General features: G+C 59.5%; 7 protein-coding genes and 1 pseudogene. 7 read left to right on the forward strand and 1 reads right to left on the reverse strand.

The features are described from left to right. Positions 1-411: 411 nt before the first annotated feature. Positions 412-642, reverse strand: coding sequence for a helix-turn-helix domain-containing protein (locus QW863_RS25255; RefSeq protein ID WP_315768978.1), 231 nt, complete (start codon positions 640-642; stop codon positions 412-414). Between the two features lie 782 nt (positions 643-1,424). On the opposite strand from QW863_RS25255, the gene QW863_RS25260 reads away from it, so the two are divergent. The 7 genes and pseudogenes from QW863_RS25260 to QW863_RS25290 all read left to right on the forward strand — a co-directional run bounded on the left by QW863_RS25260 (position 1,425) and on the right by QW863_RS25290 (position 15,223). Continuing rightward, the gene (locus QW863_RS25260) at positions 1,425-2,441 is read left to right on the forward strand and encodes a phosphotransferase (RefSeq protein ID WP_315768979.1); all 1,017 of its coding nucleotides are present in this window, start codon (positions 1,425-1,427) and stop codon (positions 2,439-2,441) included. Positions 2,442-4,569: 2,128 nt separating this feature from the next. Beyond that, the gene (locus tag QW863_RS25265; protein ID WP_315768980.1) at positions 4,570-5,616 is read left to right on the forward strand and encodes a hypothetical protein; all 1,047 of its coding nucleotides are present in this window, start codon (positions 4,570-4,572) and stop codon (positions 5,614-5,616) included. A 980-nt stretch (positions 5,617-6,596) separates the two neighbouring features. Next, complete coding sequence (locus QW863_RS25270; protein ID WP_315718630.1) at positions 6,597-8,723, forward strand: type I secretion system permease/ATPase; 2,127 nt, start codon at positions 6,597-6,599, stop codon at positions 8,721-8,723. Continuing rightward, positions 8,710-10,164 carry an HlyD family type I secretion periplasmic adaptor subunit gene (locus QW863_RS25275; protein WP_315718629.1) on the forward strand — a complete coding sequence of 485 codons (1,455 nt, stop codon included), beginning with the start codon at positions 8,710-8,712 and terminating at the stop codon, positions 10,162-10,164. The genes QW863_RS25270 and QW863_RS25275 overlap by 14 nt, the downstream gene beginning before the upstream one ends. Positions 10,165-10,470: 306 nt before the next feature. Beyond that, entirely contained in the window at positions 10,471-12,255 is a 1,785-nt protein-coding gene (locus tag QW863_RS25280) for a WG repeat-containing protein (RefSeq protein WP_315768983.1), read from the forward strand. Between the two features lie 63 nt (positions 12,256-12,318). After that, positions 12,319-13,824, forward strand: a complete 1,506-nt coding sequence (locus QW863_RS25285) for a calcium-binding protein (protein WP_315718627.1) — start codon at positions 12,319-12,321, stop codon at positions 13,822-13,824. 211 nt (positions 13,825-14,035) lie between these two features. Further along, a pseudogene (locus QW863_RS25290) lies at positions 14,036-15,223 on the forward strand (IS3 family transposase). Positions 15,224-15,421 lie beyond the last annotated feature (198 nt).

Raw genomic sequence — 15,421 nt, forward strand, 5'->3', positions numbered from 1 at the left:
GGCGCTTCTCCGTCGCCCCGATGATGGATTGGACAGAGAGCTTTTTGAAATCAAATAGTTAAGTGGAGGGCGTGTGCAAATCCTGTGCACGCATGTTCTACTATTCTTTCGCTTTCGTTCTCACGACATTGCCGCCGACGCTCGCCGAAAACTGTCCCGTCCTGCATTGAAGCTTTGTCGGGATGCTGCTCTTGGCCGTCATGGTGTTACGGGAATGCCGAGTGGTTGGCGGTGTGGACGAACGCCTTGTCCGTCTTGCACATCCGTTTGCGACGGCGAGGGTCGCCGGAGGGGTTGTTGTGCATAAACGTAGCGCCGCAGCTATCTAGTTGATGTAGTGTAGATTTTCGAAAATCGTCGACATGGTGGGGACGGGGAGTGGGGACGGTAGCGCGTGACGAAACCTGATCATCATCCTTGATCAGACTCGGTCACGATCAGTCGTCTAGACCCACGACACGCCACCATGTTTCGCTTGTCCCAGGCGTCGAGTTGATCAATCGGATAGAGGACCGCTTTGCCGATTTTGACGAAGGCCGGCCCGACACGCATCGCTCGCCAATTCCGCAGCGTCCCTACGCTCACTGCTCCGCGATAGCGTTCCGAGACTTCCTCCGCAGTCAGATACTTTCGATCTCCCATGCTGTCACTCCAGATCACAATGGGCCCGATCGAGCATTTATGATCCCGGTCAGACATAGAACCTGGATGAACCATAGGTAGTGCGAGGGACGGTGAACGGCGGCGAATAGGCGTCCATTAGGTAGGCGCCGGTGACGTCGGCTATGCATCCGACAGTGACACTCGGTCCGACGAGTCGTGTTGTCAGGGACCGGCCGTAAGCTGCCGTCGATGCACCCGACCGGGAAGGTCCGGTATGGGCGAATTGCGGACGTGACAGGGCCGCGCGACCGGGCCGTGAATGGCCTGGAGCCTGCCGACTTGCGGCGCGGCATCAAGTCGGTAACTATCCGAGGTACACCGGCCGTAACGCTGGCTCGTTCGGGACGGCAGCTCGTGACCCTGGCTGTGTAAGAACTCAAAAATCGAAACGCGACGAAGAATGATATTCTTCAATTCGATTTCTAAGTTGAATGCGCTTGCCCGTTGAACGACTAAAGCGGTCTTGGACGAATAACTTCTGCTATCATTATTGAGCGTCTTCGCGTTTTCACACAGCCAAGACCCCTACCCGACATGCTGCCAAGGCAGCCGTATCGGAAGCGCGCTTATCGATCGACAGCGAAGGTGCGCGCGGCCTTGACCGATTTGCCGCCGGTCACATAAGCTCTTCCCCTGCATGGGAGGCCGTGGCCAGTGAAAATCTCGTTCTGAATAGAGCGCGGTTTCGGGCTTGTGCCCGCTGACCTATTTCATTGGACTGCGCGATTTCGCGCGGGTTTTCGCAGCTATTTGGACGGCCTATGCAAATCCCGGAGATTATTCCAGAGCCGCGGCGCGACGCCGTGCGCGCAGCATTACGAGCCACGTTCGGCGCTGATGTGGCGGGCGATTTCCAGCCCATCAGGGGCGGTGTGTCCGGTGCACTCATTTTGCGCTTCGAGGTGTTCGAGCGAAGCTACGTGCTGCGGATCGAGCCGGAGCGCGTCGCGCTGCATGATCGCGAGCGTGGCTACGCCTGTATGGTAGCCGCGGCTAACGCGGGCGTCGCTCCGGCCGTCCACTTTTGCGATCCTGCAGCCGGCATCGCGATCATGGATTTCGTAGCCGCCCGGCCGTTGTCGCACCATCCAGGCGGTGCTGTCGGCGCAGTGCGCGCACTTGGTGTGTTAATAGCCAACGTGCAAACGACGCCACCGTTTCCCGCGACCCTTGGGTACTCTGAGGTGATTGGTCCGCTGCTCGCGCACCTGAACACGTCGTGCTTCTTCGCGCCCGGACAGTTGCGGCCGCATATGGAAGGGTTTGCGCGCGTCTGGGCCGCTCTGCCATGGGATGCATCCGCGCTGGTCTCCTGTCACAACGATCCCAATCCGCGCAACATACTGTTCGACGGCGAACGGCTGTGGCTGGTGGATTGGGAATTGGCGTTCCGCAACGATCCGCTGGTTGATGCTGCAATCCTGACCACCGAGCAGGCGGACACGCCGGAGCTGGAAGACACGCTGCTGCAAGCGGCGTTCGGTGTGACGCCGGACGCTCACCTGCGCGCCCGGCTCCACGTGATCAGGCTGCTGACGCGGCTGTTCTACGGCTGCGTCGTGCTCGACAGTCTTGTCGGCCGGCTTCGATCGTCTCCAGAAATCGGCATCGCGGCATCGTCGCCCACAGCTTTCCGCAAGGCAGTGGCGGAAGGAAGGTTGGCATCCGGCAGCGTCGAGACGGCCTATGCCTTCGGCCAGATGTCTCTCAACGCTTTCACCGACGGGCTCGCGGCGTCAGGGTTCGATGAGACGCTGAAGAGGGTGGCGCAGGGATGAATGCGACGATGCCGCATGGCTGATGTCCCTCATTGGCCCATGGCTGCCGACTTGCGGCGCTGCGGCAAGTCGCCTGTTATCTGGAGTACACCGGCCATAGCGCCACCCCATTTCGGAGGATAGCCCATGGCTCGGCAGAGAAAAGCCGTCAGGGCCATGCCACGTCGGTTATTCGAGGTTGTGCAGAAGAGATCTACTCGACATGAGAATTTCAGTCTTTGACCCGGAGCGGTCTTATCGCCTTTTGACCCTTACTCGTCGAGAGATACGCTTTCTGAGGCGTGTTACTGACTTGGTCTGCGAAGCCATGCGGAGTTCGCATCAACGCGACTTGCCTCTGTGCCTTCTGGTAGGTCCAACAACTCAAGTAGTGACGAATCAGAGTCGAAGAGGTGCCCAACACCAACAACGCGGCAGTCAGACGGCTCGTGGGAAGATGATCCACACAAGAACTGCCAAGCTCCGTTTGTATGATCCACCAGCAGTATTGGTCTTTGACATGAAGCTACGTGAATGCAGACGTAAGCTTTACTGTGGTAGTTCTTGAAAGGCTCCAAATTGGTCTTGCTTTTCTCAGTCATGTTAGTCTGCTTCTCGCACCGGTACGCCGTGCAACTCGCGGAAGACGCCCGTCCAACCGCACTGGGGGCACTCGACCTGCGACACCTCATCGATTGTTTCCAGATACTTGATCTGCAAGTTGCAGCATTTCGGGCAGCAAGGGTGAGATGATCCAAGACGCTGAACGATTTTCTTCCAAGCCATTGCCGTCCCCGTTAGGCCGCCTCAGTTGGCGGCCTCATTCATATCATAGGCATGTCGGCTTGTGGCCCATGGCTGCCGACCTTCGATGTCCGCGCTGACGGTCGCGACCGGAGGTAACCCGGACATAGTGATCCAGCCCGGTTCGATCGTGAATACCAGCAGCCCTCCACGTCCGTAATGGGCTGATTGCGGACGTCGGTCACATGATCGCGACGGTTCGCAATGGGGCACTCGCGTTACGTTCGGTACCTCGGATCATTTCCGGTCATCAACTAGAAAGCTGACTCCAAGGGGGCTCCACCTCTTCGTCAGTCGAGCGCCTGTGCTCACAAGAATCAATAAGCGCATGGAGGCCAAGAGCCGGGCCACAGAAGCCCAGTCAAGGCCGTGAGCCGGCTCCGAGGGCCGCGCGCAGCGCGAGCCTGGACGGAGCTCCGTTGGTCCGGCAGCGGCCTTCCGAGCGCTCATGGCTAGGACTGTCCCAATCTGCGAACCAGTTCGCCAGGCTACGAACGGTGCCGTTCGGGACGCTGATTTTCCTCGCTTTTCATCGTCGAGCAACTCTACGAGGTCTGCTTTGGTGCCATACTGCTCTGAGTGAACGCAAAGACATACGACCGCCGATTCTTCGCCGCGGAGAGGCGCTTTTATCTTGCCGTCGAACCCGCCATCCGCTCGCTCCTCTCCAATCCCAGGCTGAACTGCGCTCAGACACCGCGCGGTAGCTACACGAGTAATGAGTCTCGGGCAGAATCTTTGCTGCGGCTTCGGTCGGACCATTGGCATCCCGTCGCAGGTTCTTGGCGATCTATCGACAGAAGCCAGAGCGGTCGAACTGCATCGGCGATGCTATTCGAACGCAGATCCGAGATGGAATGTCGGACCGCCCGCTAGCGTCGATTCAACACGGACCGGTCCTGCATCGAGGAGAACTGGTGTTTAAGCCGCACGCAAATCGCTGATCTGGATGGCTGAGACCGAGCGTCGATCGCAGCAGGTCGGCAGCAACGGCGTGCATCGTGGCCGTTAAGGGGAGGGCTGTAGCGTGCGGCGTCGCGCAATTCGGCCGTTCCGCTCTGGCTTCGGACGTGCCACCTTTGCGGGACGCCTGCGCACAGGGCGGGGCTCGCGAGGCTTGATCCGCTTTCGCCAAGCGGCGGGCAGAATCGTCCGCCATCCGGCACCACTACGCCCAAGCCTCTCCGTATTCTCCCCACGGGGCGAGCAGGAGAGATGACCGGTCCCGGTCTGGGCAGGCGGCTCCCCGTTCCGGCCACTGAGGTCAGCCTCATCGTTTTGGAGCAGCCGGCTTTTCGCGCGCCTCCGATCTAGCGGGCCGAGACGCAAGGAGCAGCATCTGATCATGACCGAGTCCGTTCCGCCCCATCCATTCGATGACATGGAGGCGCTGGCCTGGCTGCGCTCCCAGCCCAAGGGACACGTGACGTTCAGCGCCGCTGAGCTCGGACGCCAATGGGGCTGGAATAGGATGCGGACCAGTCGTCGCCTGAAAGCCTGGGAGCGCGCGGGCCTGATCAGTCGTAACGCTGAAGCGATCATTGTAACGGGGACCGTGACGTCGACTGTTACAGATGGTACCGCCGTCGTTACGGACGCCGCCGGCGTCACGGGGATGTCCGGAGCGGAGAAAGCTCACCGTTCCCCGACACGCGTCGAGCTCGCTGCTTTGATGGTGGCTCTGGCGCTGGCTTGTGTATCGGCTGCCTTTTCCATCGACGGCCTGACCGCGATCTTTGCCGGGGCCTTCTGGCCTGTCATCATCATGGGAGCCGTACTGGAGGCCGGAAAGCTCGTGGCGGCGGCCTGGCTGACTGAGCATTGGACGTCTGCGCCGTCCCTCCTGAGGCTCGTCCTTGTCATGATGATTGGCGTGTTGATGGGCCTGAACGCCGTTGGCGTATTCGGCTTCCTGACCCGCGCTCACATTGACCATATGGCATCTATAGATCTCGCCCTTGCCGACAGAACCGCAGACGTCGAGGCCCGCCTCGGGATGCAGAGCCGAGTGGTCATCGACATTGACCGGCGTATTGCCCAGATCGACGCGGCCATCGACGAGGCGACGCACCTTGGCCGGCCGGTCGGAGCGATGACGATTGCTGACCAGAGGCGCCGCGAACGTGCCGACATCGCTGCGGAACGCCAGCGTGAGTCTCGGGCTCTCACCAATCTACAGATCGAAAAAGCCAAGATTGACGCGCAACGCAGGCGTGCCGAGGCTGAGGTCGGACCGATACGATATCTCGCCGAGCTGATTGGTATACCCGCCACTGACTTCGAGCGAGCGGTCCGGCTGCTCACGCTGGCGCTCGTCGCCGTCCTTGATCCGATGGCAGTGGCGCTGTTGCTCGCTGCCGGAGTTCACGCTAGGCGCGCGGGTTCATTCTGACCGTTGCCGCTTCGTCTCGGAGCAAGCTCTTCGTGCGATACGAGTCTTGACCAAATCGGTGAGCAGCAAACCTTCTTCCGCGCAACGTATACCGAAGGCAAGAAGAACGAAATTAGGGTTTTCTCACACCCTACCCACCGGCGGTGCAAGCCAGAAGGCGAAAAGTGCTCATCAACGGCGTCGCTGCCCCCCAGCCTGGTGGCGCTGGGCGCCCATGCTGACGTGCGAGCCGCTGCATGTTAGTTGCAAATCATTGGTGGTTGGAGTGCAATGACCGGAGCAGTTGACTGGATTGAACGATCACGTGAGGAAGAGGGGCCACTGTGCAAGATCGTTTGGGGCCATCCAATGCAAAAAGAGCACAAAGATCAACATGCCGAGCGGAACTAATCGTAGGCTAGCGAACAGTTGCGCCAGGTTTGCAGATTTCGGGAGTACTTGCTTCTGCTGCTCATCGGCTGGAATGGCGCGGAGCTATGGAATGTCGATTTGAAGCGAGCAGAAGCGATCAGCAGACGCTGCGGATGGGTCTCCAGATGTTTCCCGCCCAACAATGCATTTTGGCCAATCGGGGTCCCCAAACAAGCGAGCGGCTCCGACCTTATGAAGACGCGGTGTGTACGAGCTGAAGGCAGGTCTTCCGCCACCGCGAGCCGCCCCGCTGCGCGTTGGCTGACGTCCGGCCGGCATCACGGCTCGTCCAGGTCATCGCCAAATTAGAGAACGCAGGGGGGGCGTTGAATTCGGACTCATGTTTGGTGAGTGAGCGCTCTAGGACATTCGTCCGGCCGGCGCTGATCTATCGATGATCGGCTCACTCTCGCTGCACGTTCGTCGTGATCGCTTCGCGGGGTGTACAACCGACACGAGAGCCAGGAGTACGCCGAAGGAAAAATATGTTGGCGAAAGCGATGTCCGATATTGTCGAATTGTTCCCGGTGGTACAATATGCATCCGCGACTTAAGGTGGTGGTGGGGCAATGCACGCGGGGCAGAGGGATACGGGGCTTGACTGCCTGATATTGCTACTGCGTTTCCATCAAGTTGCTGTTGATCCGGCGCAGATCGCGCATCAACTCGCGGGAGAGCCAGTCGGTGTGACCCAGATGCTTCGCTGCGCGAGGCAGCTGAAGCTGAAAGCACGGGCGGTCAGGGAGAATTGGGGCGGCTTGGCCAAGCTGCCGCTGCCGGCGATCGCGTCGCGGCCGGACGGCTCGTTTGTCATCCTCGGCCAAGTCACGGCCGACGCGGCTCTGATCCAGGATCCCCTTGTCAATCGCCCGCAGAGCCTCAAACGCGCCGAGTTCGAAGCCAACTGGACCGGCACGGTGGTGCTGATGGCGCGCCGCGCTTCGCTCACCGATCTCGCGCGGCGCTTCGACATCACCTGGTTCCTGCAGGCGATGCACAAATATCGCCGGCTGCTCGGCGAGGTGCTGCTGGCCTCGTTTTTCCTGCAGCTGTTCGGGCTCGTCATGCCGCTGTTCTTCCAGGTCGTCACCGACAAGGTGCTGACCCATCGCGGCTACACCACGCTCGACGTGCTGGTGTTCGGGCTCATCACGGTGACGATCTTCGAGACCGTGCTCGGCGGCTTGCGCACCTACGTGTTCTCCCACACCACCAATCGCATCGACGTCGAGCTCGGCGCGCGGCTGTTCCGGCATCTGGTGGCGCTCCCGATCGCCTATTTCGAAGCGCGGCGCGCCGGCGATTCGGTGGCGCGGGTACGCGAGCTCGAGAATATCAGGAACTTCATCACCAGCTCGGCGCTCACGCTGGTGATCGATCTCGCCTTCACCTTCGTCTTCTTAGGGGTGATGTTCTACTACTCGCCGTTCCTCTCCTGGATCGTGGTCGGCTCGTTCCCGTTCTACATCGCGCTGTCGGCCGGTGTGACGCCGCTGTTCCGCAAGCGTCTCGATGTCAAGTTCAATCGCGGCGCCGAGAATCAGGCGTTCCTGGTCGAGACCGTCACCGCGATCCAGACGCTGAAGGCGATGGCGATCGAGCCGCAGATGCAGCGACGCTGGGAGGAGCAGCTCGCAGGCTATGTCGGCGCCAGCTTCGACGTGCTGTCGCTCGGCAATTGGGCCAGCCAGTCGGTGCAGTTCATCAGCAAGATCGTCACCGCGCTGACCTTGTATTTCGGCGCGCATCTGGTGATCGAGGGGAGCTTGAGCGTCGGCGAGCTCATTGCCTTCAACATGCTGGCTGGCCGCGTTGCACAGCCGGTGCTGCGTCTGGCGCAGCTGTGGCAGGATTTCCATCAGGCGCGGCTGTCGGTGGCGCGGCTCGGCGACATCCTCAACACCACGCCGGAGCCGGCTTTCAATCCCGGCCGCGCGGCGCTGCCGCCAGTTCGTGGCGAGGTGGTGTTCGATCACGTCCATTTCCGCTACCGCGTCGATGGTCCGCAGGCGCTGCACGACGTCAGCCTGAAGGTGCCGGTCGGGCAGGTGGTCGGCATCGTCGGTCCCTCCGGCTCCGGCAAGTCGACGCTGACCAAGCTGATCCAGCGGCTCTACGTGCCGGAGAGCGGCCGCATCCTGATCGACGGCGTCGACCTCACGGTTGCCGACGTCACCTGGCTGCGGCGGCAGATCGGCGCGGTGCTGCAGGAGAACGTGCTGTTCAACCGCACGATCCGCGACAACATCGCGCTGGCCGATCCCGGCATGGCGATGGAGCGGGTGATCCAGGCTGCCGAACTCGCTGGCGCCCATGAGTTCATCCTCGGCCTGCCCGACGGCTATGACACTGTGGTCGGCGAGCGCGGCGCCAGCCTGTCCGGCGGCCAGCGCCAGCGGATCGCGATCGCACGTGCGCTGGTCACCAATCCGCGCATTCTGATCTTCGACGAGGCGACCTCGGCGCTCGACTATGAGAGCGAGAACATCATCCAGCGCAACATGCGCAAGATCTGCGCCGGGCGCACTGTCTTCATTATCGCGCACCGGCTGTCGGCGGTGCGCAACGCCGACCGCATCATCACCATCGAGAGTGGCCGCCTGGTCGAGGACGGCACCCATGACGAGCTGATCAAGCGCGCCGGCCGCTACGCGACCCTGCACCAGATCCAGGCGGGCCTCCATGTCGTCGGCTGAGGCGCACAAGCAGGACAACGCGCCGATCTCGCTGGATGCGCACCGCAAGCGCCGCAATGATGCTCGGGAATTTCTTCCCGCCGCGTTGGAGATCGTCGAGACGCCGGCCTCGCCTGCGGGCCGCGCGATTGCCGGCAGCATCATGCTGTTCTTCGCAATCGCGATCGCCTGGTCGATCATGGGCCACGTCGACATCATCGCCTCGGCGCAGGGCAAGATCGTGCCGACCGGGCGCACCAAGACGATCCAGCCGCTGGAGGCCGGCGTCGTCGCCGCAATCCATATTCAGGACGGCGACAAGGTCCATACCGGCGACGTGCTGGTCGAGCTCGACCGCACCGTTACCGAGGCCGAGCGCCGCCGCGTTGCGCAGGGTCTGATGCAGGCGCGGCTCGATGTCGCCAGGCTGAGCGTGCTCAGGGACAGCTTTGCCGATCTCGCCGCGCTGCGGCCGCTGGAGGTGCCGCAAGGCGCCGCGCCCACCGACGTCGCACGTACCCGCGCCGCATTGCAGGCCCAGGCCGCCGAGCAGCAGTCGAAGCTCGCCTTCAACCTGCAGCAGATCGCGCAGAAGCGTGCTGAGGCGCAGTCCATCGAGGCTGCGATTGCGAAGATCGACGCCACCCTGCCGTTCCTGCAGGAGACCGCCGAGATCCGCCGCAATGCCAAGGAGATCCAGTATGGCAACCAGATTGCCTTTATCGATGCGCAGTCGCGGCTGATCGACCAGCAGAACGAGCGCATCGTGCAGACCCGTCGCCTGGTCGAGATCGAGGCCGCGCGGCTGGCACTGGAGCAGCAACTGGCGCAGACCCGCTCCGGTTTCGAGCGCCAGGTGCTGTCGGATCTCGCCGATGCCGAGAAGAAGGCGGAGGAGCTGACGCAGGACCTCGTCAAGGCCGAGCGCAAGATCGCCGAGCAGGTGCTGCGCGCCCCGATTGACGGCACGGTGCAGCAGCTCGCACTTCACACCGTCGGCGGCGTCGTCACACCGGCGCAACAACTGATGCTCATCGTGCCCGCCGACAGCCAGCTCGAGGCCGAAGCCATGATCTCCAACCGTGACATCGGATTCGTCAATGTCGGCCAACCCGCCGAGATCAAGATCGACACCTTCAACTTCACCCGCTACGGCCTCGGCCACGGCAAAGTGCTGAGCGTCTCGCGGGACTCGATCGTGCGAGAGAAGCCGGCCGACAAGCAGAACGGTGGCAAGGGGGCAGGTGCGCTCGCCGAGACCAGCGAGCCGGCGGGGCAGGAGTTCATCTATTCGGCGCGGGTGTCGCTCGACGAGAAGCAGATGCAGGTCGAGGACAAGATGGTCGCGCTGGCACCGGGCATGGCTGTGACTGTGGAGATCAAGACAGGGACGCGACGAATCATCGAATACGTGATGTCGCCGTTGTTGCGGTACAGGCAAGAAAGTCTAAGGGAGAGATAGCCCGATCTGCTGGTATGTGATCCGGTATTTTATCTCCATTGGTGTCGGACGGGAGTACGTATGAAAAGCGCCGCTACAGCTCGACCTTCGGGCGCAAAATTTGTGAATGTCCTCCTTTTAGTTGCGTCTGCGATATGGGCGAGCTCCGGTCGGGCTCAGGAGCGAACTAACTTCGTATCTCAGTTGCAATCGCCGTCAAATGCGGGTGCTCGCTCCAGCACTACCATGCCCAATGGCTCGGCGGAACTCATGGCGAGATTGAGGCAATCTGCCTTGCAACGATTAGCAAATCAAGATTCGGTCCAAATGAACTCCCCTGCCTTCCCATCTTGCTATTTTAGCGGAGGTTTGTGCGGTGCTGTGACAAAAGAGGGCGACCAGATCATCAAGCCTGCGTTTGATTGGATTGGAAACTTCCATGAGGGAGTTGCGGCCTTTCGGCTCAATGGCCGTTATGGCTACGTCGACGCTCAGGGAAAAATAGTTAGTGGGGCGCAATTCAGCCGAGCTGGAGATTTTTGGAAGGGATACGCTGAGGTTAGTGTGGGTGGAAACTCGGCACTAATAGATCGCGAAGGCCAACTAGCGTTGGAGGTGCCATTTGCTCGGAGCATGCCCTTTGATCACGAGGTCTCGTGGGTAAAGGTAGGAAGCCAGAAGAAAAGCAACGCTTACGGCGATGACGCGCTCGTGATAAACCGCGGAAGCTTTCTTTTTACTGATGTGTTCATCGATGGAGGCTGGAATCTCATAAGGAAGAGTGGGGAAATCAACGGACCTGAAGGCATCGTATCGATCAAATATTTTGATAAGAATAATACGAGTGTGATGTGGGCGCTAGTTGAGGGTGGTTGGGGGTTGCTGAGGTCAGATGGTCACTGGCAGACCGCTGCGCGATATCGAAGCGTCGAAGAGATCAATAACGGCTTCGCAGTGGTAAACGATGGCGAACGGTGGGGCTATGTCGATAGGGACGGCGATCCCGTAATACGTCCACAATTTCTAGAAGCACGATCCTTTTCAACGAGCGGGATAGCGGCAGTAAGGTCAACGGCAGGATGGACCTACATCGATGGCTCGGGAACTAAAATTCTTGATCGCTACTATGATGGTGCTGAACGGTTTGGCGACGACGGATTCGCAATAGTCTCCTTTGCCAATAAGTGGGGGATCATTGATCGGGGCGGGCAATGGGTCCTAGAGCCTTCCTGGGCGCGAATTCTTCGCAGCAGAAATAGTACTGTGTTGGTTGAAGATCAGGGACGAAAAACTGGCGCGTTTGAGCTTTCAAAACGAGAGTGGATTGTACTCCCGCAGTTCGACCAGGCGCCAACGATTTGCGACGATGGTTGGGTTATGGGGTTTTCAGAAAGAAGACAACGAATTGTCAGGGATGAGCGTAAGCCCTTGGATAGATCCGGAGACATCGAGTTAGCTGCCACTAATTGCGAAGACCCGTTTATGACGAAGCGGGGACCGAAAGTCGCCTTCTTAAGCCGGAGATTGGAGTGGCTTTCTGATGAATTTGACGCAGCTCTGCTGTTCTCAGAGCATCGTGCGGCGGTGAGAGTGGGGGATAGTTTCGGCTACATAGACGACAAGGGTAGCTGGGTTGTGGAGCCTCAGTTTGAGGAGGCTCAGCAGTTTCGCAACGGGTTTGCTGTTGTAAAAAAGGGCGGGAAATATGGCTACTTGCGATCTGATGGACGCCTTGTAACGGGGTTTCAGTTTGAAGAGGCGTCTTCGTTCTACGCTGGCGCCGCAGTTGTAGTTCGAGGAGGTATACGAGGATTAATCGGTCCTGATGGTGGATGGATTGCGGAGACTATCTTTAAGACTATTGATGCGAATCGTGATGCCGGGCTCGTTCCTGTCAGCGTTTCGGGCCGATGGGGTTTCGCGGATGCGATCGGGAGCATTGTGATAGACGCAAAATATGATGCAGCTATGCCATTTAGTCGTGGCGTAGCGTGGGTGAAAGAGCAGGGTAGATGGTGTCCAATCGATAAAGTAGCGCGGGTCATTCCGTCTATGACGTGCCAAGTCGATGCGCCGGTGCGAAATTTGTCAGTAGGTCAATGGCCGGACTAGCCAGATTGTGGAGGCAACAAGTACGGCAAAGTCGCAAGTATCAACTCAAGAAGGAGAGTAGAGATGTCGAAAAAGATTACAACGGATACTCGAGCATTCTCTTACGTAGATAAGAACGGAAATGCTCAAACGATGGAGGCGACCTATACGGCATACTCCGATCCGGATGCGCGGAACCAAGATAACACGGGTGGGACAATCATTGGAAATCCAGGAATAAGCATACAGCCATGCGGCATATTGAACGATACGTCTCAAGGCGGACCTGCGGACCAGGTGAGAGAGGCAATGTTGGTTTGGACAAACCAGTTGTTGCAGCAGACATTCAAAGACGCCGGGTACTCACAGGACTTTATCGACGCTAATGCTGCCTCAATCTTAAATGCCGCGAACGCAATTCAGGGGTGGGCAAACGACAATGAGGCTTGTGAAAAGGTCTCCTCGAGCGACACGGGATCGCTCACTGTCAGCTTCGATTTGGAGACTGGCCTCGTTAGTGCGTCGATCGTCTCTGACACAGGCGACGTGCTGACGTCAGTGTTGGATAGCTTTGAAAAATATTCCTGGTCGAAGAAGTTTACGCAATCGGATTCGGACGGCAATGTGTTGTTGATCAAGACAACTGACGACAATGGATCGATTACCTTGATCGGAAGTGCTGCTGACGATAATTTTGTTGCCGGGCAATATGGGGATGTTCTTGACGGTTCGGCGGGCCAAAATCAGTACACGGGAGGTGCTGGAGCCGATACATTTGTTATTGGCAATGGTATCGCCGCCGCTTACCGGCTGTGGGGTAGTTATTCAATATCGAACGCCGGAGATGATGATCGTCTTGTTCTTCGGCTAAGCGACGCGCGTTCTCCTGTTGGGTTAGGGAATTTGACGGCGGGCATTGTGCTCAATGGAGGCGTTCATGCCGTCTCGCCCAATTATAATGATCCAGATCTGCTGGTTGCAAAATACTCATCAATTTTGGTGCGTCCAGACGAGATCGTGAGTCAAGGTGATTTTTCGACGCTTCGATCCACCGTGCTGGATGCTATCCGTCCGGATCTCGGATTCGTTGAAGTTGAGTATGACTGGTATCGATTGGAGTCCCATCTATCAATTTCTGTGACGTCGTCTTACGGTGACTTTTCAATCGAAGTAGATGGCTTTCAGAATGGTCAGCTTGGTCTTACGTTTGTAGACGCCGATATGCCTCTCACTTCATCGCTGCCAGAGACTGACGATATTGTTAACTCGTGGAACTCATTCAATAGTGCGCTCGATGCTCTCGTGCGAAGTACGACGATTGTCAGCCTTCCCTCGCCCGGCGCGCCCGTCGAGGGGGCGGGATCCCCGGCGGTGCCTCTGCCAGGACTTAATTGGGTACCTGACATAGGGTATCCAGATGTGGGAGGGGCTGCGACTTCAGGCACCAGCGCAATGGTGAACAGCCAACTGCTAGGCTTTGTCCAGGCGATGGCGAGTTACGATGCTGGCCAATCGGCTGCTGCCGCGGACGCCAACGTTGTTGCTCGGCAACCGGAGCCGCAAGCGCTACAGCTTGCGGCTGTTGCTTAGGCGATTGTGACTAGCAGCATAACGCCTTAGATAAAGGATGTCCACCGCGGCGTACTCACAGGCGAGTACGCCGTGGAGCGGCCGGGGGCGGACGCGTCGGGGGCCGTCCGTCTTCGAGCAGTATCTTGTGAGTCGGATCGAGCCTGGCTGACCTTGCCCCACGAGCATAATCCAGTTTGAAGTTCGTTCTGGCCCCAACGAGCACCAGAGCATGAAGCGTAGCCGCTTTTCGGAAGAGCAGATCATCGGGATCTTGAAGGAGCACGAGGCTAGCGCGCCGGTCGCCGATTTGTGCCGCATGCATGGCGTGAGCGACGCCAGCATTTACAAATGGAAGGCCAAACTCGGCGGCATGGACGTCTCGGAGGCCAAGCGGCTGAAGACGCTGGAGGACGAGAACACGCGGCTCAAGCGGCTGCTGGCGGACGCCATGCTGGACAATGCCGCGCTGAAGGATCTCCTGGGAAAGAAGTGGTGACGCGCGGTCAAGCGGAAAGCTGTCGCGCATCTCGTGGGCGTTCATGGGATGAGCGAACGGCGGGCGTGTAAAGCCATCGGCTGTTGCCGCATGACGGTCAGATATCAGGCGAGCCGGGCCGATGATGCCTGGCTGCGGCAGCGTATGAGGGCGATCGCCCAGGAGCGCCGCCGCTTCGGCTATCGGCGTTTGCACGTCCTGCTCAGGCGAGAGGGCTACCTGGTCAATCACAAGAAGCTGTTCCGGCTGTACGGGGAGCAACGGCTCACGGTGCGCCGCAGAGATGGCCGTAAGCGAGCCCTCGGCACCCGAGCGCCGATGACGGTGCCGCTGCTCGCGAATGATCGCTGGTCGCTCGCCTTCGTGTCGGATCAGATGACTGATGGCCGGCGCTTCCGCATCCTGACCGTGGTCGATGACTGCACCCGTGAGTACCTGACGCTGGTGGCCGACAGCTCACTCTCGGGCGCCCGGGTCGCTCGGGAGCTGGCTCGGTTGGTCGCGGAGCGCGGCAAGCCCGGGATGGTGGTGAGTGACAACGGCAGTGAGCTCACCAGCAACGCCATCCTGACATGGGCCGATCAGAGCCGCATCGCCTGGCACTACAACGCGCCGGGCAAGCCCAAGCAAAACGCCTTCATCGAGAGCTTCAACGGGCGCCTGCGGGATGAACTGCTGAACGAGACGCTCTTCTACTCGCTAGCCCAGGCCCGCGTCGCGCTCCGATGCTGGCGCGCCGACTATAACGACGCTCGGCCACACTCGCAGCTCGGGTGGAAGACGCCATCCGAGTTCGCGGCCACCTGCAATCCGCGTCGGGATCTGGCGCTGCGCTATGTCGAGAGTTCCGCGCCTGCTCCCGCCGCTACCACCGCCCATATGGGCATATCCAGCCGCTTGAACGAACTCAGGTCTGGATAAAACTTGGGGGCAAGGTCAACGGGCAGCTCGAGGCGGATCGCCGGCAAGAAACTACCCATGGCATTACGTTCGCCCGTTTCGACAGCGAAGGATTGGCAATGGCTCTCGGACGGTACTATCTCGCGAGGAGCAAGACGGATGCCCATTGGCAGGATGAGCTGGTGGTCGATAATCAATTCGTCCGCGTCCGTTATGATC

The sequence above is a fragment of the Bradyrhizobium sp. SZCCHNR1017 genome (assembly GCF_032381375.1).
In the GTDB taxonomy this organism is placed as follows: domain Bacteria; phylum Pseudomonadota; class Alphaproteobacteria; order Rhizobiales; family Xanthobacteraceae; genus Bradyrhizobium.

Coding starts and splice junctions, on each gene's coding strand:
- QW863_RS25255 (WP_315768978.1), bottom strand. CDS start 642: ATGGGAGATCGAAAGTATCTGACTGCGGAGGAAGTCTCGGAACGCTAT.
- QW863_RS25265 (WP_315768980.1), top strand. CDS start 4,570: ATGACCGAGTCCGTTCCGCCCCATCCATTCGATGACATGGAGGCGCTG.
- QW863_RS25260 (WP_315768979.1), top strand. CDS start 1,425: ATGCAAATCCCGGAGATTATTCCAGAGCCGCGGCGCGACGCCGTGCGC.
- QW863_RS25270 (WP_315718630.1), top strand. CDS start 6,597: ATGCACGCGGGGCAGAGGGATACGGGGCTTGACTGCCTGATATTGCTA.
- QW863_RS25280 (WP_315768983.1), top strand. CDS start 10,471: ATGAACTCCCCTGCCTTCCCATCTTGCTATTTTAGCGGAGGTTTGTGC.
- QW863_RS25285 (WP_315718627.1), top strand. CDS start 12,319: ATGTCGAAAAAGATTACAACGGATACTCGAGCATTCTCTTACGTAGAT.
- QW863_RS25275 (WP_315718629.1), top strand. CDS start 8,710: ATGTCGTCGGCTGAGGCGCACAAGCAGGACAACGCGCCGATCTCGCTG.